At 39.0% G+C, this 18,544-nt stretch carries 19 protein-coding genes and 1 other RNA gene; 16 read left to right on the plus strand and 4 right to left on the minus strand.

Annotation, left to right across the window (positions count from 1 at the left end; translation table 11 throughout):
- The first annotated feature begins 74 nt into the window (after window positions 1-74).
- The 4 genes from purB (at window position 75) to ACMAZA_RS01270 (ending at window position 4,554) form a co-directional block, all read left to right on the plus strand.
- A complete protein-coding gene (gene purB / locus ACMAZA_RS01255; RefSeq protein WP_435189325.1) occupies window positions 75-1,439 on the plus strand; it encodes an adenylosuccinate lyase in 1,365 nt (454 codons plus the stop codon).
- A gap of 56 nt (window positions 1,440-1,495) precedes the next feature.
- The gene (gene rpsP, locus ACMAZA_RS01260; protein WP_435189327.1) at window positions 1,496-2,077 is read left to right on the plus strand and encodes a 30S ribosomal protein S16; all 582 of its coding nucleotides are present in this window, start codon (window positions 1,496-1,498) and stop codon (window positions 2,075-2,077) included.
- A 4-nt stretch (window positions 2,078-2,081) separates the two neighbouring features.
- Complete coding sequence (gene rimM / locus ACMAZA_RS01265; protein WP_435189329.1) at window positions 2,082-2,600, plus strand: ribosome maturation factor RimM; 519 nt, start codon at window positions 2,082-2,084, stop codon at window positions 2,598-2,600.
- A gap of 85 nt (window positions 2,601-2,685) precedes the next feature.
- Window positions 2,686-4,554, plus strand: coding sequence for a SulP family inorganic anion transporter (locus tag ACMAZA_RS01270; protein ID WP_435189331.1), 1,869 nt, complete (start codon window positions 2,686-2,688; stop codon window positions 4,552-4,554).
- Here the strand turns inward: ACMAZA_RS01270 and truA are convergent.
- Window positions 4,551-5,294: a tRNA pseudouridine(38-40) synthase TruA gene (gene truA, locus ACMAZA_RS01275; RefSeq protein WP_435189332.1), complete on the minus strand. Its 744-nt coding sequence runs from the start codon at window positions 5,292-5,294 to the stop codon at window positions 4,551-4,553. The two genes, ACMAZA_RS01270 and truA, sit on opposite strands and share 4 nt — an antisense overlap.
- Window positions 5,295-5,387: 93 nt before the next feature.
- Between truA and ACMAZA_RS01280 the strand changes: the two genes are divergently transcribed.
- The 9 genes from ACMAZA_RS01280 to ACMAZA_RS01320 all read left to right on the plus strand — a co-directional run bounded on the left by ACMAZA_RS01280 (window position 5,388) and on the right by ACMAZA_RS01320 (window position 12,815).
- Window positions 5,388-5,750, plus strand: coding sequence for a diacylglycerol kinase (locus tag ACMAZA_RS01280; protein ID WP_435190442.1), 363 nt, complete (start codon window positions 5,388-5,390; stop codon window positions 5,748-5,750).
- A complete protein-coding gene (locus tag ACMAZA_RS01285) occupies window positions 5,729-6,484 on the plus strand; it encodes a biotin--[acetyl-CoA-carboxylase] ligase (protein WP_435189334.1) in 756 nt (251 codons plus the stop codon). Before ACMAZA_RS01280 ends, ACMAZA_RS01285 begins: the two co-directional genes overlap by 22 nt.
- A gap of 38 nt (window positions 6,485-6,522) precedes the next feature.
- Window positions 6,523-7,254, plus strand: coding sequence for an LPS export ABC transporter ATP-binding protein (gene lptB / locus ACMAZA_RS01290; RefSeq protein ID WP_435189336.1), 732 nt, complete (start codon window positions 6,523-6,525; stop codon window positions 7,252-7,254).
- Window positions 7,255-7,261: 7 nt separating this feature from the next.
- Window positions 7,262-8,269: a tRNA (adenosine(37)-N6)-threonylcarbamoyltransferase complex transferase subunit TsaD gene (gene tsaD, locus ACMAZA_RS01295; RefSeq protein WP_435190444.1), complete on the plus strand. Its 1,008-nt coding sequence runs from the start codon at window positions 7,262-7,264 to the stop codon at window positions 8,267-8,269.
- Between the two features lie 90 nt (window positions 8,270-8,359).
- Window positions 8,360-9,097, plus strand: a complete 738-nt coding sequence (hisA, locus tag ACMAZA_RS01300; RefSeq protein WP_435189338.1) for a 1-(5-phosphoribosyl)-5-[(5-phosphoribosylamino)methylideneamino]imidazole-4-carboxamide isomerase — start codon at window positions 8,360-8,362, stop codon at window positions 9,095-9,097.
- Window positions 9,087-9,383 carry an RnfH family protein gene (locus tag ACMAZA_RS01305; RefSeq protein WP_435189339.1) on the plus strand — a complete coding sequence of 99 codons (297 nt, stop codon included), beginning with the start codon at window positions 9,087-9,089 and terminating at the stop codon, window positions 9,381-9,383. The genes hisA and ACMAZA_RS01305 overlap by 11 nt, the downstream gene beginning before the upstream one ends.
- A 40-nt stretch (window positions 9,384-9,423) precedes the next feature.
- On the plus strand, window positions 9,424-10,278 hold the full coding sequence (locus ACMAZA_RS01310; protein ID WP_435189340.1) for an HlyC/CorC family transporter: 855 nt from the start codon (window positions 9,424-9,426) through the stop codon (window positions 10,276-10,278).
- 51 nt (window positions 10,279-10,329) lie between these two features.
- A complete protein-coding gene (locus tag ACMAZA_RS01315) occupies window positions 10,330-11,646 on the plus strand; it encodes a metallopeptidase TldD-related protein (protein WP_435189341.1) in 1,317 nt (438 codons plus the stop codon).
- Window positions 11,646-12,815, plus strand: coding sequence for an FAD-dependent oxidoreductase (locus ACMAZA_RS01320; protein ID WP_435190446.1), 1,170 nt, complete (start codon window positions 11,646-11,648; stop codon window positions 12,813-12,815). Before ACMAZA_RS01315 ends, ACMAZA_RS01320 begins: the two co-directional genes overlap by 1 nt.
- On the opposite strand, the gene ACMAZA_RS01325 is transcribed toward ACMAZA_RS01320, so the two are convergent.
- Both ACMAZA_RS01325 and ssrS read right to left on the minus strand, forming a co-directional pair.
- Entirely contained in the window at window positions 12,816-13,370 is a 555-nt protein-coding gene (locus tag ACMAZA_RS01325) for a 5-formyltetrahydrofolate cyclo-ligase (protein WP_435189342.1), read from the minus strand. It abuts the gene before it with no gap.
- A gap of 74 nt (window positions 13,371-13,444) precedes the next feature.
- A non-coding RNA gene (gene ssrS / locus ACMAZA_RS01330) (6S RNA) lies at window positions 13,445-13,625 on the minus strand.
- 156 nt (window positions 13,626-13,781) lie between these two features.
- On the opposite strand from ssrS, the gene ACMAZA_RS01335 reads away from it, so the two are divergent.
- Together ACMAZA_RS01335 and ACMAZA_RS01340 are read left to right on the plus strand one after the other, a co-directional pair.
- A complete protein-coding gene (locus tag ACMAZA_RS01335; protein WP_435189344.1) occupies window positions 13,782-14,369 on the plus strand; it encodes a MarC family protein in 588 nt (195 codons plus the stop codon).
- A 94-nt stretch (window positions 14,370-14,463) separates the two neighbouring features.
- The gene (locus ACMAZA_RS01340) at window positions 14,464-15,591 is read left to right on the plus strand and encodes an aspartate kinase (RefSeq protein WP_435189345.1); all 1,128 of its coding nucleotides are present in this window, start codon (window positions 14,464-14,466) and stop codon (window positions 15,589-15,591) included.
- 1 nt (window position 15,592) lies between these two features.
- On the opposite strand, the gene ACMAZA_RS01345 is transcribed toward ACMAZA_RS01340, so the two are convergent.
- Complete coding sequence (locus ACMAZA_RS01345) at window positions 15,593-15,892, minus strand: virulence factor (protein WP_435189347.1); 300 nt, start codon at window positions 15,890-15,892, stop codon at window positions 15,593-15,595.
- Window positions 15,893-16,016: 124 nt separating this feature from the next.
- On the opposite strand from ACMAZA_RS01345, the gene ACMAZA_RS01350 reads away from it, so the two are divergent.
- Window positions 16,017-18,542, plus strand: coding sequence for a GcvT family protein (locus ACMAZA_RS01350; protein ID WP_435189349.1), 2,526 nt, complete (start codon window positions 16,017-16,019; stop codon window positions 18,540-18,542).
- The last annotated feature ends 2 nt before the right edge of the window (window positions 18,543-18,544 follow it).

The following is an 18,544-nucleotide window of genomic DNA, read 5'->3' on the forward strand; positions in this document are numbered from 1 at the left end:
GATTAAATAAATAGAGTATAATTTTATCCTTTTTGATATGAAGGCTTGAATTTTTTAAAGCAATTGTTCGTATTATGACATTTGAAAACTTGACCTCTATTTCACCCATTGATGGACGCTACAGCGACAAGACAAGTCCACTCAAGCCTATTTTTAGTGAATTTGGATTAATGAAGTATAGGCTTCTTGTTGAGGTTCGCTGGTTGGAAGCATTATCAAAAAATTCAAATATTCCTGAGGTTCCTTCATTCAGCCCCGAATCAAATAAAAAATTATTAGCTATTGCCAATGACTTCAGTATCGAGGACGCAAAAGCAATCAAGGAAATCGAAAAAACAACAAATCATGATGTCAAAGCAGTTGAGTATTTTTTAAAAGAGCAAATATCTTCGACGCCTGAGCTTCAAAAGGTTAGTGAGTTTATTCATTTTGCATGCACTTCTGAAGACATCAATAATTTATCTCACGCACTTATGCTTAAGGATGGAAGGGCCGTCTTGTTGAGCGAAATGTCAGGCACACTCGATCTCATTAATGAACTAGCAAAAAATAATGCCAAGATTCCGATGCTCTCCAGAACTCATGGCCAAACAGCGTCGCCAACGACACTTGGCAAGGAGATGGCTAACTTCTCTTATCGACTTAATAGGCAAATCAATCAACTTAAAGATGTCCATATTATGGGTAAGTTTAATGGCGCAGTTGGAAACTTTAATGCGCATTTGAGTGCTTATCCCGACATTGATTGGCCAAAGGTTTCTAAGGAGTTTATCGAAGGTCTTGGTATCAATTATGCTTCATATAGTTCACAGATAGAGACGCATGACTATATTGCAGAGTACTTTCATGCGCTAAACAGGTTCAACACCATACTGATTGATTTTTGTAGAGATGTTTGGGGTTACATTTCATTGGGCTATTTCACGCAAAAAACAATTAAGGGCGAGATTGGCTCCTCAACAATGCCTCATAAGGTGAATCCTATTGATTTTGAGAATGCCGAGGGCAACTTGGGATTGGCAATTGCAATTGGAGATCATTTTGCAGCTAAACTTCCAATTTCTAGATGGCAGAGGGATTTAAGTGATTCCACAGTATTGAGAAATTTAGGAGTGAGCTGTGCGCACTCACTGATTTCATACTCTTCCATTTGTAAGGGAATCAATAAACTTGAGGTAAATGAAACAAAGCTACTTGAGGACCTAGACAACTCTTGGGAGGTTTTAGCAGAGCCTATTCAGACTGTGATGCGTCGATATGGCATAGAAAACCCTTATGAAAAGCTGAAAGAGCTAACAAGAGGAAAGACAATTGATGCTGAAATCATAAAAGACTTTATTTCCTCGTTAGAGATTCCTTTTGAAGCTAAAGATGAGCTCTATAAACTGACACCAGCAAACTATATCGGAGATGCGATTAAATTAGCACGCGACATTTAAAACTGATATAATTTCCCGCCTTAATAATTTAACAATCAAAAAGGAGCAAAAAACCCATGGTTAAGATTAGACTAGCCCGAGGTGGAGCCAAGAAAAACCCTTTTTATTCGATTGTAGCAACAGACTCTAGAAAGAGAAGAGACAGTGGTTACATTGAGCGTATTGGATACTTTAATCCTGTTGCTCGCGGACAAGAAGTCAGGCTTCAACTCGAAGAAGACAGACTGTCATACTGGATTTCTCAGGGAGCACAGATTTCAGATCGCGTCAAGCAGCTTGTTAAGGAATATAAAGACCCATCTATTCGTGAAAAGCAGTTAGCAATGCAGGCAGCTAAAGCTGATGAAAAGGCTAAAAAGATTGCTGCAGAAGAAAAAGCAAAGGCAGATTTAGAGGCTAAAGAGGCTGCTGAGGCCGCAGCTCAAGAAGCGGCAGCAGAAGAAGCCGCAGCAGCAGAAGCAGAAGCAGAAGCTCCAGCAGAAGAAGCTCCAGCAGCAGAAGCAGAAGCAGAAGCTCCAGCAGCAGAAGCAGAAGCTCCAGCAGAAGAAGCTCCAGCAGAAGAAGCTCCAGCAGAAGAAGCAGAAGCTCCAGCAGAAGAAGCCGCAGAAAAGCCAGCTGAAGAGCCTGAAGAAAAATAATTTGGTGTCATTGACGCCTCAAGAAAACAATAAAAAGCTGTTAGTCGGAAAGATTAATGGCTTTTTTGGTTTACAGGGCTGGGTAAAAGTATTTTCATACACCAATCCCAGAGCAAACATCCTTAACTATTCACCCTGGTCTATTAAAGTCGATGGAAATTTCCAATCCATTGACATTACTAGTGGGCGTGAACAGTCAAAAACAATTGTCGCTCATATCAAAGGGATAGATAATCGAGAGGACTCTCAAAAATTTATTGGACAAGATATTTATATAAATAAAGAGCAGCTCCCTGAACTCACGCAGGGTGAATACTATTGGCATGAGCTCATTGGATTTGATGTTATCAATAAGGATGAAGAGCGGCTTGGAACTGTTGATTATTTTGTTGAAACAGGAGCTAATGATGTCCTCGTGGTTAAAGGTAAAAAAGAATATTGGATTCCATATATTGAGCCCTTTTTAGTTTCTATTGACTCTAAAAATAATAAAATACTAGTTGATTGGGACAAAGATTTTTAGTCAGAATTAAAAAAAATCTGCGTTTATCTGTTCTAGTTAGGTACACTTATTAGTGGATTAAAACTTAACTTCAGAAACATATTTCATGATTTGGATAACAAGATTATTTCCATTTTTGTTATGGATTAAAGACCTTAGTAACCCAAAAACTCTCAAAGCTGATGTGGTGGCAGGTGCAACTGTTGCTTTCGTTTTAATTCCTCAATCAATGGCTTATGCACAGCTTGCCGGGCTTGGTCCTGAGTATGGGCTTTATGCCTCTTTTTTGCCGGTACTGATTGGTGCAATGATGGGCTCATCAAGACAGCTCTCAACAGGCCCGGTTGCTGTAGTTTCTTTGCTGACAGCGGCGGCGCTTGGTGAAATAGTAACTGATCCTGCAAGCTATGCTGTCTACGCTGCTCTGTTGGCTTTAATCGTTGGGGTGTTTCAATTTTCACTAGGCATCCTTAGGTTAGGTTTTGTAATTAACTTCCTTTCTCTCCCTGTAGTCACAGGTTTTACAAACGCAGCAGCAATCATTATTGGAACATCTCAGCTCCCTAAAGTTTTTGGAATCAGAGTAATTAATTCGAACGACACTGATTGGGAGAGTGCGTGCCAGCCTTTAACTATTATTGAAAGAATTGAGAAAGTCGACATCAATGGACTTCATACAATTTGTAATGCTGATCAAAGTTACCAGACGATTGCAAGGCTGCTTGAGGCAGCAATCTACCATACTCATCTTCCAACACTGGCTATGGCTATTGCAGGGGTACTAGGTATTATTATTTTTCAGCGTTATTTCCCTAGATTGCCAGCAATCTTATCGGTCGCAGTGATTTCTACTGCCGCATCCTTCTTGATTGACTATCAAGGCATGGGGGGCGCTATAGTAAGTTCAATTAACATCGAGGGATTGGTAAGTTTTAAATTACCAAGCTTTGATTTTAATGCTGTTGGAACATTATTTATCTATGCAATTACAATATCATTAATTGGTTTTATGGAGGCCATCTCTGTTGCCAAGTCAATGGCTGCAACAACGAAGCAGCGTTTAGATGTGAATCAGGAGCTCATTGGTCAGGGGTTATCGAATGTAACCTCAAGCTTCTTTCAGGGTTATGCTGTCTCGGGTTCTTTTTCAAGGTCCGCAGTGAATCTGACTGCTGGCGCGGTTACTGGGTTCTCATCTGTCGTTACAGCGATTATTGTAGGTTTGACAATTATCTGGTTAACGCCTTTACTCTATCACCTCCCACAAGCAACGCTAGCTGCAATTATTCTGATGGCTGTTGTTAATCTGATTCATTTCTCACCCTTGAGGCATGCCTGGAAGGTTGAAAAGCATGATGGTCTTGTTGGCCTCCTGACTTTTATAATGACACTCACTTTTGCACCGCATCTAGAAAATGGTATTGCTTTTGGGGTGATCATGTCTCTTGGGCTATTCCTCTATAGAACTATGGAGCCTAACTTTTCAGAATTATCTGTTGAGCATGGTTCGATCATTGCCTCAAGGTTTGCTGATGAGTCAGTTGAGGTAAGTCCCTCAGTTAAAGTTGCAAAATGGAGTGGCTCTCTTTATTTTGCTAATGCTGCATATTTTGAGACAAAGTTGCTGGATTTAATAGCAAGGCATAATGATGACTTGAAGTACATAATAGTTGATGTTGCCTCTATAGTTCAAGTTGATGCCAGCGGCGAACAGGTTTTATCGAGCTTAGTTGAGACATGCTCAAACTCTGGTGTGGAGATCCTTTTTGCCAGAACAGAAAGGCTGGAGGCAGAGTTATTTAGATCAGGATTTAAGAAGCGCTATGGGGATAATCGATTCTTTGATCTTAGAGCAGACGCCTTAAAGTATGTTTGGCAAGAGATGGAAAACCTTGAAAACGAAATCGAGGATGATAATCATACGGACGCTGAGCAAGATTTTGACATACAAAATCCTGAACTAGAGCCAAGCTAGATCTCCTTATAAAATGCTTTTATGAAATACAGCCCTTGAGGCTCTGCAGTTGGACCGGCTTTTTTTCGATCTTTGCTAGCTAAGACCGATGACATCCATTCGACACTCTTTTCACCCCTACCTATTTTTAAAAGGGTTCCAACAATGTTTCGAACCATATGATGAAGGAATGCATTAGCTTTGATGCTAAAAATCAACTCATCTTCAAATGTTTCAATCTGAATATGCTCAACCGTTTTAATGGGAGACTTTGCTTGACAGAGGCTTCCCCTAAAGCAAGAAAAATCATGTTCACCTAAAAGCAAAGCTGCTGCCTCTTTCATGTGTTCAACATTAAGAGGTCTAGGTTCCCAGAGAAAGTAATCTGCTTTGAGTGAGGACCTTACAGGGTGGTGATGAATTTTATATTCATATAATCTAGCAAAGGCACCAAACCTGGCATGAAAGTCTTCAGTGACAACCTTAGCCCATTTAAAGTTGACATCACTGGGAAGGTTTACATTGCCACCAAAAAGCCAAGCTCTGTTTGTTCTCTTTGTTTCAGTCTCAAAATGAATAACTTGTTCAACTGCATGCACTCCAGAATCAGTCCTCCCACTACAGAATACACGAACTGGATGATTGGCTACTTTAGATAGCGCTGTTTCAACAACGCTTTGTACTGTTCGAAGGCCAGATTTTTGTATTTGCCAGCCATGATAATTTTTTCCAAAGTACTCAACACCAAGCGCAACTTTCATAATCAACCATTGATTTTATTTGTTGTAAAATTAAGGTTTACATTTTAACAAACTATTTCGACTCACTTGATGAGTCTCTTGGAAGCTATTCATATGAATGAAAACCAAAAACCGACTGGTATAAAAAAACTTTGGTCTGCCTCTGTTTACTCTGCAAAAGGACTCAAGGCTTGCTATCAATCAGAGTACGCATTTCGTCTTGAAGTTTGGTTGGCAGTCGTTTTGATACCTCTTGGCTACTGGCTAGGGGAAAACTCTATTGAACAAGTGCTTTTAATCACTCCAATTTTTTTGGTTTTGATTGTAGAGCTGGTTAATTCTGCAATCGAGGCTGTAGTTGATCGCGTTGGGATGGAGCATCATGAACTATCAGGCTTTGCAAAAGATACAGCTTCAGCGGCTGTTCTAATTTCCTTAATCATTTTCTTAGTCACGTGGATCATTATTCTTCTTTAAAGAAGCGTTTAGATTATGATTTAGATTGTCACTTTTTTGACTCAATCGACAGCACCAACGCCTTTCTTGCAAATTCTCCATACGAAACCAAGACACAGTTATGTGTTACTAGGGAACAAACCAAAGGGTATGGACAGCATGGCAGAAAATGGGCCTCACAAAAAGATGGAAGTATCATTTTTTCGATTCGAAAGAGTTTTCATGAGCATACAAATATAAATGGACTTAGTTTAGTTGTTGGGTTGGCAATAATAAAATCTATAGAGTATCAATGCCAGTCTTTTGGTCTTAAAATTAAATGGCCTAATGATATTTATTATGAAGATAAAAAGTTAGCTGGAATTTTGATGGAAAATAACATACACAATGGGAAGCAATATGTCTTAATTGGAGTTGGCGTTAACTTTAAACTATCGAATAAAATTGTAATTGATGCGCCTTGGGTTGATCTATCTAGAATTGCTAACAGGCTTCCTAATTTTCAGCATTTAACTGCCTCAATAATCAACAATATCATAGACTTTTCAGACGACTTTCAGGCGAATGGTCTTTCAAGCTTATTATCTCACTGGGAAGACTACGATATGCTTAAAGGGGTTTTGATTAAATCAAAAGAGTCTGGTCAAGAGTTTCAAGGCAAAATTGACGGAATAACCAATCAAGGTGCGCTCAAAGTTTTAACAGAAGACGGCGTCAAAGAGCTCTATAGCTCTATGCATATTGAGTACATTTAGGGTAAGATAGCTTTCCAATACAAAGCCATTAAAATTGAATGATGGGACATCAGCTAGAAGTAAAAAATCTATATAAAAAGTATGCAAGACGTGAGGTTGTAAACGATGTTTCGTTTTCAGTTAAAGGCGGTGAAATTGTAGGATTACTTGGTCCAAATGGTGCAGGAAAGACAACCTGCTTCTATATTGCCTGTGGGCTGGTCAGATCTAGCAAAGGCGAGGTCAATTTAGATAACAAAAGTATAGGCAACATGCCGATGCATAAACGCGCTAATCTTGGTCTTGGCTACCTTCCTCAAGAACCCTCAATTTTTCGTAAATTAAGTGTTGAAGACAACATTTTGGCTGTTTTAGAAATGAACAAATCAGTTTCTGCAAAAGATAGGCCTGGTCGATTAGAAGAGCTGTTATCTGAATTCAAAGTTGAGCATGTCCGCCACATTAAGGGAATTACTCTCTCTGGAGGAGAACGAAGAAGGGTAGAAATTGCGCGTGCCTTGGCAATGGATCCAAAATTCATATTGCTTGATGAGCCGTTTGCAGGAATAGATCCAATTTCAGTTGGTGATATTCAAGAAATTATTTATCAATTAAGAGACAAAGGAATTGGCATTCTAATTACAGATCATAACTACAGGGAAATGTTAGATACCTGCAACCATTCCTATGTATTAAGTGCTGGAAAAATTATTGCTCAAGGCGGTAAGGATGAGATTTTGGCTAATGAAGAAGTGAAAAAAGTTTACTTGGGTGAGACGGTAGGTGGCTAATCAAAATCTGATCACATTAGGTATTGAATCTTCTTGTGATGAAACTGGAATTGGAATTTATAGTAGCGATGATGGTCTGATATCTCATAAGCTATTTTCTCAAGTCAAATTGCATGCAGAGTATGGTGGAGTGGTCCCTGAACTGGCGTCAAGAGATCATATTCAAAAGGCTATACCTCTTATTAAAGATGCACTCAAAGAGAGTAATGTCAAATTAAATCAACTCACCGGAATTGCATATACTGCTGGGCCTGGCTTGTCAGGCGCGCTCTTGGTCGGAAGCTCTATAGCTCAGAGCTTAGCTTGGGGTTTAGGTATTCCAGCTCTTGGTGTTCACCATATGGAGGGGCATCTTTTGGCTCCATTACTTGAATCAAAAAAGCCTAAGTTTCCATTTGTTGCACTCCTAGTCTCAGGAGGTCATACGCTGCTTGTTGATGTTCCCAGGATAGGTGAGTATAAAATTCTTGGAGAGTCACTTGATGATGCGGTTGGCGAGGGATTTGATAAGACTGCTAAGATTCTTGGGTTGGGGTATCCTGGAGGACCTGCATTAGCAAATCTTGCAAAAAAAGGATATAAGAATAGGTTTACTTTTCCTAGGCCAATGACAGATAGGCCAGGTCTTGATTTTAGCTTCAGTGGCTTAAAGACGTTTGCAAGAAATACCTATTTTGATTTTCCTGATGAAAAAGCTAATATTGCTAAAGCATTTGAAGTTGCTGCTACTGAAACTTTGACAATCAAATGTAATCGAGCAATCAAACATACTGGCTATAAAACTTTAGTAGTCTCTGGAGGAGTGAGTGCAAACCTTTCTCTTCGTCAATCATTAAATCAGATGGGAACTGAAAATGATGTAAGTGTATTCTATCCAGCACTGAATTTCTGCACAGATAATGGAGCTATGATTGCACTTGCTGGGCATTACCGACTGCTTGCTGGACAGTCTAACGAGAATTATGAAATATCTATCAAACCTAGATGGAGCCTTGAGGAGCTCCTTCCAGTCTAGACATATCAGGAAACTGAACACATTCAAGTTAAAAGTGCATAGAGTATAATTACTTCTGTAAATTGAAGTAATAAACTAAAGAAGAATTTTATGATTATTATCCCTGCAATTGATTTAAAAGATGGCCAGTGCGTAAGGCTACGTAAAGGAGTTATGGAGGACACAACGGTGTTTTCAAATAATCCAACTGAGATGGCTTCAAAGTGGGTTGAGGAGGGCGCAAGAAGACTTCATTTAGTTGATCTTAATGGAGCATTTGAGGGCAGACCTATCAATGCAGACTGTATTAACGAAATCACTAAATCATTCCCAAAACTGCCAGTCCAAATTGGAGGAGGTATTCGTGATCTTAAAACTGCAAGCGCATACATTGAGGCGGGAATTAGTTATTTGATTATTGGCACTATGGCTGTTAAAAACCCAGATTTTGTCGAAGAGCTCTGCCTCGAGTTTCCAGACAAAGTCATTGTTGGTCTTGATGCAAATAATGGTTTTGTGGCAACAGATGGATGGGCAGAGCAAACAAACATTAGTGTTGTTGAACTAGCAAAAAAGTACGAGCAGTATGGAGTCAGTTCGATTGTCTATACCGATATAGCCCGAGATGGAATGATGCAGGGTGTAAATGTAGATGCTACAGCAGCTCTTGCTGATCAAACTTCAATTCCAATCATTGCTTCTGGAGGCATAACTAATCTGGATGATATAGCTGCACTTTTAAAAAATGCGCATCATGGAATAATTGGAGCTATTACTGGTCGAGCAATTTATGAAGGCCAACTTAACTTTAGAGATGCGCAAGCAATGAGTGATATTTATGATAGTTGAAGTAGCATATGCTCTAGCAGAAAAGCAAAGTCTTATTAGCCTTGAAGTTGAAGAGGGAACAACGCTCAAAGATGCTATTGAAGCCTCAGGCATCCTTGAAAAGTATAATGAAATTGATTTGTCAAAGCAGCAGGTGGGAATTTTTTCTAAGTTTGCAACTTTAGATACTGTTCTAAGAGAAAAAGATAGAGTTGAGATATATCGATCTCTTATTGCTGACCCAAAGGAGGTTCGCAAAGAGAGAGCCGCCCAGGTTAAGGCAATGAGAAGCATTAAAAAAGCCTAAATCAGGGTAAAATACATATCAAAATATATTTATAAATTATATGAGCGAAGACAAACCTCCGAGTAGACCATCTTTATTCAAGATATTTGATAAGTTTTTTCCTAAAACTTTAAAACCACGAGCACAACTTATGCAAGCCTTAGAAGAGGCTGAGGAAAACCTTGTTATTGATCCTTATAGTCGATCTGTAATTGAAGGCGCATTACAGGTTGAGAGTCTTAAAGTAAGGGATGTTATGGTTCCACGTTCTAAGATGATTATGATTAGCTCTGAGGCTAGTACTAAAAATCTTCTACAAATTATGGTAGCCTCTTCCCACTCTAGATTTCCTATACACAACGAAGAGCAAGATTCTATTCTAGGGGTTATTCTGGCTAAAGACCTCCTTGCGCATTTGGCAAATAATCAAGATGATGAATTTAACTATAGAGAGTACTTGAGGGACGCTTTATCGGTTCCAGAGAGTAAGCCATTAGGGGCTTTATTGAGGGAGTTTCAACAGAATAAATCTCATATGGCAATCGTCTTAGATGAGTATGGTGAAATTGCAGGGCTAGTGACACTCGAAGATGTGATCGAACAAATTGTTGGTGAAATAGAGGACGAGCATGATAAAGAAGAGGACAATATCATTGATTATGGTGATGGTCGATTCTTGTTACAAGCCAATACAACACTGAGTGAATTCAATGATTTTTTTGACTCAAATATAAAGAGTGATGATTATGACACAGTAGCTGGATTGGTTATTTCAGGTTTTAGTTATTTACCTGAACAGCTCAGTGAAATTAGCCTTCATGGGTTTCAATTTAAAGTTTTAAAAACGGATAATCGAAGGCTACATTTATTAGAGGTTCAGCATCAAACTTCCGACGAAAAGCTCAAAGATAACTAAAGCAATCTTTGATGCTTTAATTAATTGTAATCACTTAGTATAATCCCCACTATGAATCCTTTAGATCAAACAACTCAATTAGTCATTGACCTAATCAAGCAAAATAAAGCGACAGATTTTGAATTTTCAGTTGGTAGGAGTTCTGGCGTCTCTACTGCAGTTCGATTATCTAAAGTTGAAACGTTACAATATCATTTAGATACCAGCTTTGATGTCAGTGTTTATTTTGGTAAAAATAAAGGACAAGCTTCGAGTGTTGATCTTAGCAAGGATAGTTTAAAAAAAGCGATTGAATCAGCTTGCATGATTGCTAAATATACTCAAGCTGACCCATTTAACGGACTAGCTCCAAAAGATAGAATGGCTTGGAATGCTCCAGATTTAGATCTCTATCATCCCTGGAGTTTGGATGCTCAAGAGAGTATTGAAATTGCTAAAGAGTGCGAAGAAATAGCCCTAGAGCAGGACGAAATAGATAACTCAGATGGTGCTGAGTTGTCAAGCCATGAAGGCGAAACATATTATGCAAATTCAAATGGATTGATTACAAGTATAAAAAATACTAAGCATTCGTTGCATTGCTCTTTAATTGCTAAGAGAGACTCAGAAATGCAGACTGCTTATGAGTACTCAATTGCTCTGGACTCAAATAATTTAATGAGCCCCTCTATGGTTGGCAAAGAGGCATCTCGTTTTGCCCAAAAGAAATTGGGTTCACGAAATCTCAAGTCACAAAAATGCCCTGTTATTTTTATTCCAAGACAGGCTTCAGGGCTCTTTTCTCAACTATTAGGTGCACTAAGTGGATCAAGGCAATTTAAAAAAACATCTTTCTTGCTTGACTCGGTTGGTAAGTCTGTAGTGACAGATTCAATCAGTATTTATGAAGATCCACTTCAGTTGAAAACTCTAGGTTCGAGATCTTTTGATCTTGATGGTGTATTAAAAAAGAAACAATTCTTCGTTCAAAATGGAAAAGTTGTTAGCTACTTGATGGGACAATATTCAGCAAATCAGCTTGGGCTAGAAACAACTGCAAATGCTGGTGGAGTGAGTAATTGCCAGGTCGAATCAAACTTTGATGGAGGGCTCGAAGAATTAACTAAGATCATGAATAAAGGTCTTATTGTGACCGATTTGATGGGGCATGGCGTCAATGCTACAACGGGTGACTATTCGCGAGGAGCGAGTGGTTTTTGGGTAGAAGGTGGACAGATTCAATATCCTGTGTCAGGGGTTACGATTGCAGGTAATCTGAAAACGATGTTAAAAAATATAACCTATGTTGGAAATGATATTGACCTCAGAAGTAATCTGAAAGTTGGCTCCACACTCATTAATGAAATGACTATCGCTGGGGAAGGGTAATCAATAATTTTGATGTTGTTATAATCGGCGGTGGTATTGTTGGACTATCCATGGCTGCTGAGCTTGCCAACAAGATGACTCTCAGCATCGCTGTGATTGACCCAAATGATTTAAATCCAACAATCAGTCCAAAATTTCATACCCGAGTGAGTGCTATAACACCAGCCTCAATAGACTTTTTGAAATCGATCAATGTATGGAATGAGTTAGAGAGAAAGAATGCTTTTGAGGCAACCAAAGTGTGGGATCAGAATTCACATGGTCGGCTAAACTTTCATGCGAAAGATGAGGGAATGGAATACTTAGGTTACATTGTTGAAAATGATGTGATTCAATCTGCTCTCTATAGAGCAACTGAACCATCAACTACCGCCATGATTCAGGCCAGTTTAGTTGAGCTAATTGCTAATGATGTTGGCTATCAAGTTGTTCTAAATAATGGCCAAACCTTGTCTTGCAAATTATTGATTGGAGCAGATGGCCCCCAATCAAAAGTCAGAAGTTTAGCCAATATAGAGTTCAAGGAGCAGAACTATAACCAAGCAGCTATCATTGCTAATGTTTTAACTGAAAAGCCACTCAATAAAACTACTTGGCAAAGATTTTTATCGGATAGCATTCTTGCTTTTTTACCGTTATCGGATCATCAAGCATCGATTGTGTGGTCTTGTAAAAATTCTTTAGCTAATACACTTGAAAAACTAGATGATATTGCATTCAATAAACGCATTACAGAAGCTTCAGAGTATCAATTTGGTTCACTAGAACTTCAAAGCAGTAGGAAATACTTTCCTTTGGTTGCAAGGAGTGCAAATCAATACGTTCTTGAGAATCTTTCCTTGATTGGCGATGCAGCCCATAACATTCATCCTCTAGCAGGCCAAGGAGTAAATTTAGGGTTTTCTGATGTAATAGAGCTAAGCAAACAGTTGCAAGCAAGCAACTCAGACACTCTGGGTGAATTCCTAGTTCTTAGGAAATACGCAAGAGCTAGAAGGCTTGATAACGAATTAATGGACAAAACCATGACGGGCCTGGATTGGGTCTATAAAGAGAATATGGAGCCACTCAGATGGCTTAGGGGTTATGGAATGAATCTGATTGATGAGACTCCTGCACTGAAATCCTTTTTTCAAAGACAAGCACTGGGGAAGATTAAGAAAAATTAATCATCTTATAAATCTTGTTGGGGTAACTATGCCGTCAACTGGAACATCCCAAGGCTGAGCGGTCAAGAGATCAATCTCTTGAGAGTCGAAAGCCAGCCCAAAGAGTTTTGGAACTCTAAATTTTTTTATTTTATTATGGAAGCTGAGAGTTTTGTCGTAAAAACCACCACCCATACCTAGGCGATTTTTATGTTTATCAAAACCAACAAGTGGCATAAGAATAATGTCCATTCTGTGAGCTCCTTGAAGAGGGCTAAAGATTGGTTCTTCAATACCAAATCTGTTTTTTTTGAATAATTTACCCATCTTTGCAAACTTTAGCTTTTCCCCTGCAAGTATTGGTAAATAGACAAAATACCCTTGCTTCAATAAGAATTTTATTGTGTCAGCTGTTTCGATTTCACCATCATTTGGAATAAAAATTGCTATATGCTTTGCATTTCTAAAAATGGCCCGCTTTTGGCATTGGTAAAGAAGCTGCCTGCCAAACTTTTTTCTCGAAGGCTGGTCAATCGATCTTCTGATTTTTCTGAGCTCTTTTCTTAGTTCTTTCATGTTTGATTATGAAGATTTTTAGTCTAATTTTAGCAGCAGAAAAAAATGAAAGAATAGATAATTCTTTGACGAATAATGGGTCCGTTGTGCCGCGTTGACATGGTCCTGAACCATTCTGGTTCAAGGCGGAAGTTCGATGTTTACCGTAGGTTTCCCGCTTCAAGGCGGGCTTACACAAAAGCACCCAATCTCATCTCCTTTTCTATACTTAATCGGCTCAGGGAAATAAATCAACCACGAACACAACAGATAAATAAATTATCACCTTTTAGGGGTATGTTTGCAATGCAATTTCTTCTTTTCTATGAAATTAAGTTAGTAGCATAGAGTTCAGATATTTTCCAAATAAGGTACTTTTAAAAACCTATTGCTATAAAATCCCTTTTTCAATTTTTTAATAGGGCTCTCTAAGTGACTGTATTAGCTTCAATTTTATTACTTGTTATTATTATGGATCCAATAGGCAATGTGCCTGTATTTTTAAGTATTCTTAAAAATATTCCAATGGAAAGACGAAAAATAATCATCATCAGGGAGTTGATTATTGCATTCTTAATTTTGATGTTTTTTATGTTTGTTGGAAGGTTTCTGCTTCAACTCCTTCAAATTGCTCAGTCATCACTAGGAATTGCAGGTGGAATCATACTATTCATTATTGCCATCAGAATGATTTTTCCTGGAACCAAGCCAATGTTTAGCCATGATGAAGAATCAGAGCCTTTAGTTGTCCCCCTTGCAGTTCCAATGCTTGCTGGACCATCTGCAATCGCTGCAGTAATTTTACTAATGGCTCAAGAGCCACATAGATGGTTAGATTGGACGTTAGCTGTATTTGTAGCTAGTTTAATTTCAGGAATCATTTTGGTTTCATCAGAATCACTTGGGAGAAAGCTTGGCAATAGAGCTTTAACAGCGATTGAAAGATTAATGGGTATTTTCTTAATAATGATCTCAGTTGACTTTGTTCTAGACGGAATTAAACAGACTTTTAATATTTAATATTAAATTTTCAAAATTCACAATCTATTACGACCAATTCAAATTTGCTATGTAGCCCTGAAAAGACTATAATGGCGCCTTTTTTAACAATTTAATGGCGAAGAATTTGGCACCTATAGTTATGAAATTTGGGGGAACGAGTCTCAGAGACGAGGATTGTCGTTCTCATGCTTTACATCATATCAAACGCTACCATGAGGCTGGTGAAAGAATTGTGGTTGTCGTTTCTGCTATGGGACGAAAAGGTGAGCCATATGCTACAGATACTTTAGTGGCCCTTCTAAGGGATGTTGGACACAACATCAATCCTAGGGAGTTAGACCTTGTAATGAGTGTTGGCGAGACTTTAAGCTCTGCCTATTTTTCTCACCTATTAAGTCATAATGGAATGCCAGCAGAGTCTTTTAATGGAAGGCAATCTGGAATTCTGACTGATGACAATGCTGGAAATGCTGAAATTTTAGAGATTAATCCATCACGAATTGTTGAAGCGCTTGATAATGGATTTATAGCAGTAGTGGCTGGCTTTCAAGGAGTTAATGATAAGGGAGATATTCGAACTTTAGGTCGAGGTGGTAGCGATACCTCTGCAGTTGCACTTGCATCTGCACTGGGCGCTGAAAAAGTTGAAATTTTTTCTGATGTTGATGGCATAGCAAACTGTGATCCACGACAGGTTGAAGGTTCAAGTTATTTGGAGTCCATTAGTGTTAATCAGATGCTGGCTATGGCTGATGAGGGGTCTAGAGTGATTCATCCCAGAGCTATAAAGGCTTCATTAAAAACTAAAACACCTATTATTGCAAAAAACAATTTTAATGATTCTGAAGGAACTTTAATCCACCATGATGAATCAAAAAAAGAAGAGGTCGTGGCAATTGCCCATCGTGAGAGCATGGTTTTGATTGAGTTTGCTCTTGAACACAAAGCTGCGAGCCACGTCAATGGTGTTGTTAATATAGATTCTAGAAGACTACTACTGAATGATGATGTTTATTTAAGCGACAAGTTGGCTCAGCTTGAGGAGAAGCTCGGTTTTTATAAGTTGAGTAGGCACTGGGCAACAATTTCAGTGGTTTTCAATAATAAAGTGTCAAAAAAACCTGCTGAATTGGACTATGCGGAGTTGCTTGATGCACCAGATACGATTATTAGATATCTCCTTAAAGAACCAAAGGTTAGGGAAACCCTAAAATTCTTACATGGTAGATACACTTCATAAGTTAAGGTTTGTAACCAGAATTGTTTACATAACTTAGAAGTATTTCATCAGTAAACTCTGCTTCAAGTTCTGCTGCTTTCTTCTCAACTGGCTCTCTTAAGTCCCCATCCTCAATTTCAGTGACATCATTGTGCCAATCAGTCAGGTAGGCGTCCGCATCTGTTGAGTCACCTACCGTTGCGGCAGAGTCAACGGCTTCCATAAAGCGATTATCTAGCTGAACTTTCTCAACCTCTCTTCTGCTTTTTTTTATCATCACCTGTGTGGGTATATCACGCCATTTTATTACCGTAAGCTTCATCTAATTCTCCAAGAAAACAAAAAACAATTAATCAAATAAATTTCGCAAAATTCTACCATTAAGTTATTGATGCAATTGCTATAATTAAAGTATATAATTCACGTTTTTTGAGTTTGGATAGGTTATGAAAAATAAAGCACAAGTAGTTGTCATTGGTGGTGGTGTTGTAGGTGCAGGAACTCTCTATCATTTAGCTAAGAAAGGGTGGACTGACGTTGTTTTAGTTGAGCGTAAGGATTTAACATCCGGATCCACTTGGCATGCAGCTGGATTACTGCCATTATTCAATATGAGCTACTCGGTCGGAAAACTTCACCAATATTCAGTCGACTTTTATCACGATCTTGAAAAAGAAACAGGGATGAACGTTGGGTTTAGTGTTGTTTCTAATATTCGTCTTGCTAATTCTCAAGATAGAATGGATGAGTATAAATATTACTCAGGAGTTGGAAGTACTGTGGGTGTAGATGTTAAATTTCTGACCCCAGATGAAGTTAAAGAGGTTTGGCCACTTTGTAATACTGAAGGACTAGTTGGCGCAATACAGCATCCAGACGATGGTTATATTCAACCAGCAGATTTAACCCAAGCTCTTTGCAAGGGCGCAAGAAATAGGGGTGCTGAAATATATGAGCATACTTTGGTAGAAGGCATTCAGCAGCAAAAGGATCAAAGCTGGGTTGTTTCAACTGACAAGGGCGATATTTCATGTCAACATGTTGTCTCTTGTACTGGGAGTTTTGCAAGAAAAACAGGAGAGATGGTTGGCCTTGATGTTCCTGTCATTCCAGTTGAACACCAATTCTTAGTTACAGAGCAGCACCCAGAAATCATGGAAAGAAAAAAACAAGGTTTGCCTGAAATGGCCGTTCTTCGTGAATCTGATTCAGCATATTACTTGCGAGAAGAGGCTGGAGGAATGATTCTGGGTATTTATGAAAAAGGAGCGCCAGCGTGTTATGTTGATGGTCCAAGTAAAGATTGCCAATATGAATTATTTAATGGCGAATTGGACCGCATTATGCCGCATATTGATCGCTGCATTAGTCGAGTGCCCGCCTTTGGAGAGGTTGGAATCAAAGATATCTATAATGGTGCTATCGCATACACCCCAGATGGTAATCCAATAGTTGGTCCAGCGCCTGGCTTAAAGAATTTCTGGCTTAACGAAGGCCATAGTTTTGGAATAACTGCCGCTGGCGGTGCTGGTTGGCAATTAGCTGAGTGGATTGTTGACGGAGAACCAACGGTTGACATGATGGGTGTTGACCCACGACGATTTGGTCCTTATGCAACTAGAGGCTACCTTAAAGAAAAAAATGAAGAGGCCTATGCGAATGTTTTTACAACTCATTATCCTGATGAAGAGCGCAGTGCTGCTAGACCACTTAAAACTGCACCATGCTATGATCGAATGAAAGCTCTTGGAGCTGTATTTGGATCAGTTTATGGATGGGAACGACCTAATTGGTTTATGCCTAGCCTTGATTATTCCCTCAGTGCTGAAGAGTTAAATCAAGAGGATCCAGAAAAAGTTTACTTGAATAAAAACCATTCAAAGGCATTAGTGGACGGTCGAATTGTAGAGAAAAATTCATTTAGACGTTCAAATTACTTTGAACATGTCGGGAACGAATGCAACCACGTTAATGAGAAGGTCGGACTTCTGGATATGTCCGCCTTTGCTAAATGCATTGTTAAAGGTCCTGGAGCAGAGGAGTGGCTTGAGTCTATTTTTGCTAACAAGATGCCTCTATCTATTGGCAGAATAAGTCTGGTTCATATGCTATCTTTGAACGGAGGAGTTAGAGCTGAGTTTACTGTCTATAAGACTGGTCCAGAAAGCTATTATCTAGTCTCCGCTGGTGCCTTTGAAACACATGACCACGACTATCTATTTAAACTTGCGCCAAAAGATGGAAGCGTAAGCGTTCAGAGAGTCACAACTCAGACTGGTGTTTTAGTTCTTGCAGGCCCTAGATCTCGTGATGTGCTGCAAAAGCTTACAGACACTGATTTGTCTAATGAAAATTTTAAGTGGCTGACTGGGAAGAAAATAAACGTAGGCTATGCTTCTGCAGAGGCCCTTCGTGTTAATTTTGTTGGTGAACTTGGCTGGGAGCTTCATCACCCAATTGAGATGCAAAACTATATTTTTGATCAAGTCATGGAAGCTGGAGCGCAGTTTGATATTAAACCATTTGGAATTCGTGCAATGGATAGTATGCGACTTGAAAAGTCATATCGATTAATTCCGAGAGAAATGTCAATTGAATACTCTGCGTATGAGTCAGGCCTGGATCGATTCGTTAGGCTTGATAAAGAAGCTGACTTCATTGGTAAAAATGCACTCAAAGAATGGCAGGATCGTGGAGCCATAAATGGCTTTGTTACTATGGAAGTGTTGGGAGTGACTGATGCTGATGCTAGAGGCTCAGAGGCCATTTATAAAGATGGTATGGTTGTTGGAAGAGGTACTTCAGGGGGTTATGGATGGCGCTGTGGCAAGTCACTAGCACTGGGCATTGTTAGAAAAGATCTGACAGCAGTTGGAACTGAACTCGAGATCGAAATTTTAGGTGAAAAGTACAAATCGATTGTGATTGATGAATCACCTTTTGATCCTAATAACGAATGTTTAAGATCATAAAA

Origin of the sequence: Pseudothioglobus sp. nBUS_23, from assembly GCF_051201565.1 — a bacterium.
Taxonomy (GTDB): Bacteria; Pseudomonadota; Gammaproteobacteria; order PS1; family Pseudothioglobaceae; genus Pseudothioglobus.

Bases quoted from the DNA above. Each gene is read 5' to 3' on its own strand.
- ACMAZA_RS01345 (WP_435189347.1), bottom strand. From the start codon at position 15,892: ATGAAGCTTACGGTAATAAAATGGCGTGATATACCCACACAGGTGATG.
- ACMAZA_RS01315 (WP_435189341.1), top strand. From the start codon at position 10,330: ATGAATCCTTTAGATCAAACAACTCAATTAGTCATTGACCTAATCAAG.
- ACMAZA_RS01305 (WP_435189339.1), top strand. From the start codon at position 9,087: ATGATAGTTGAAGTAGCATATGCTCTAGCAGAAAAGCAAAGTCTTATT.
- truA (WP_435189332.1), bottom strand. From the start codon at position 5,294: ATGAAAGTTGCGCTTGGTGTTGAGTACTTTGGAAAAAATTATCATGGC.
- ACMAZA_RS01340 (WP_435189345.1), top strand. From the start codon at position 14,464: ATGGCGAAGAATTTGGCACCTATAGTTATGAAATTTGGGGGAACGAGT.
- ACMAZA_RS01270 (WP_435189331.1), top strand. From the start codon at position 2,686: ATGATTTGGATAACAAGATTATTTCCATTTTTGTTATGGATTAAAGAC.
- ACMAZA_RS01310 (WP_435189340.1), top strand. From the start codon at position 9,424: ATGAGCGAAGACAAACCTCCGAGTAGACCATCTTTATTCAAGATATTT.
- ACMAZA_RS01350 (WP_435189349.1), top strand. From the start codon at position 16,017: ATGAAAAATAAAGCACAAGTAGTTGTCATTGGTGGTGGTGTTGTAGGT.
- purB (WP_435189325.1), top strand. From the start codon at position 75: ATGACATTTGAAAACTTGACCTCTATTTCACCCATTGATGGACGCTAC.
- rpsP (WP_435189327.1), top strand. From the start codon at position 1,496: ATGGTTAAGATTAGACTAGCCCGAGGTGGAGCCAAGAAAAACCCTTTT.
- ACMAZA_RS01325 (WP_435189342.1), bottom strand. From the start codon at position 13,370: ATGAAAGAACTAAGAAAAGAGCTCAGAAAAATCAGAAGATCGATTGAC.
- hisA (WP_435189338.1), top strand. From the start codon at position 8,360: ATGATTATTATCCCTGCAATTGATTTAAAAGATGGCCAGTGCGTAAGG.
- ACMAZA_RS01280 (WP_435190442.1), top strand. From the start codon at position 5,388: ATGAATGAAAACCAAAAACCGACTGGTATAAAAAAACTTTGGTCTGCC.
- lptB (WP_435189336.1), top strand. From the start codon at position 6,523: ATGATGGGACATCAGCTAGAAGTAAAAAATCTATATAAAAAGTATGCA.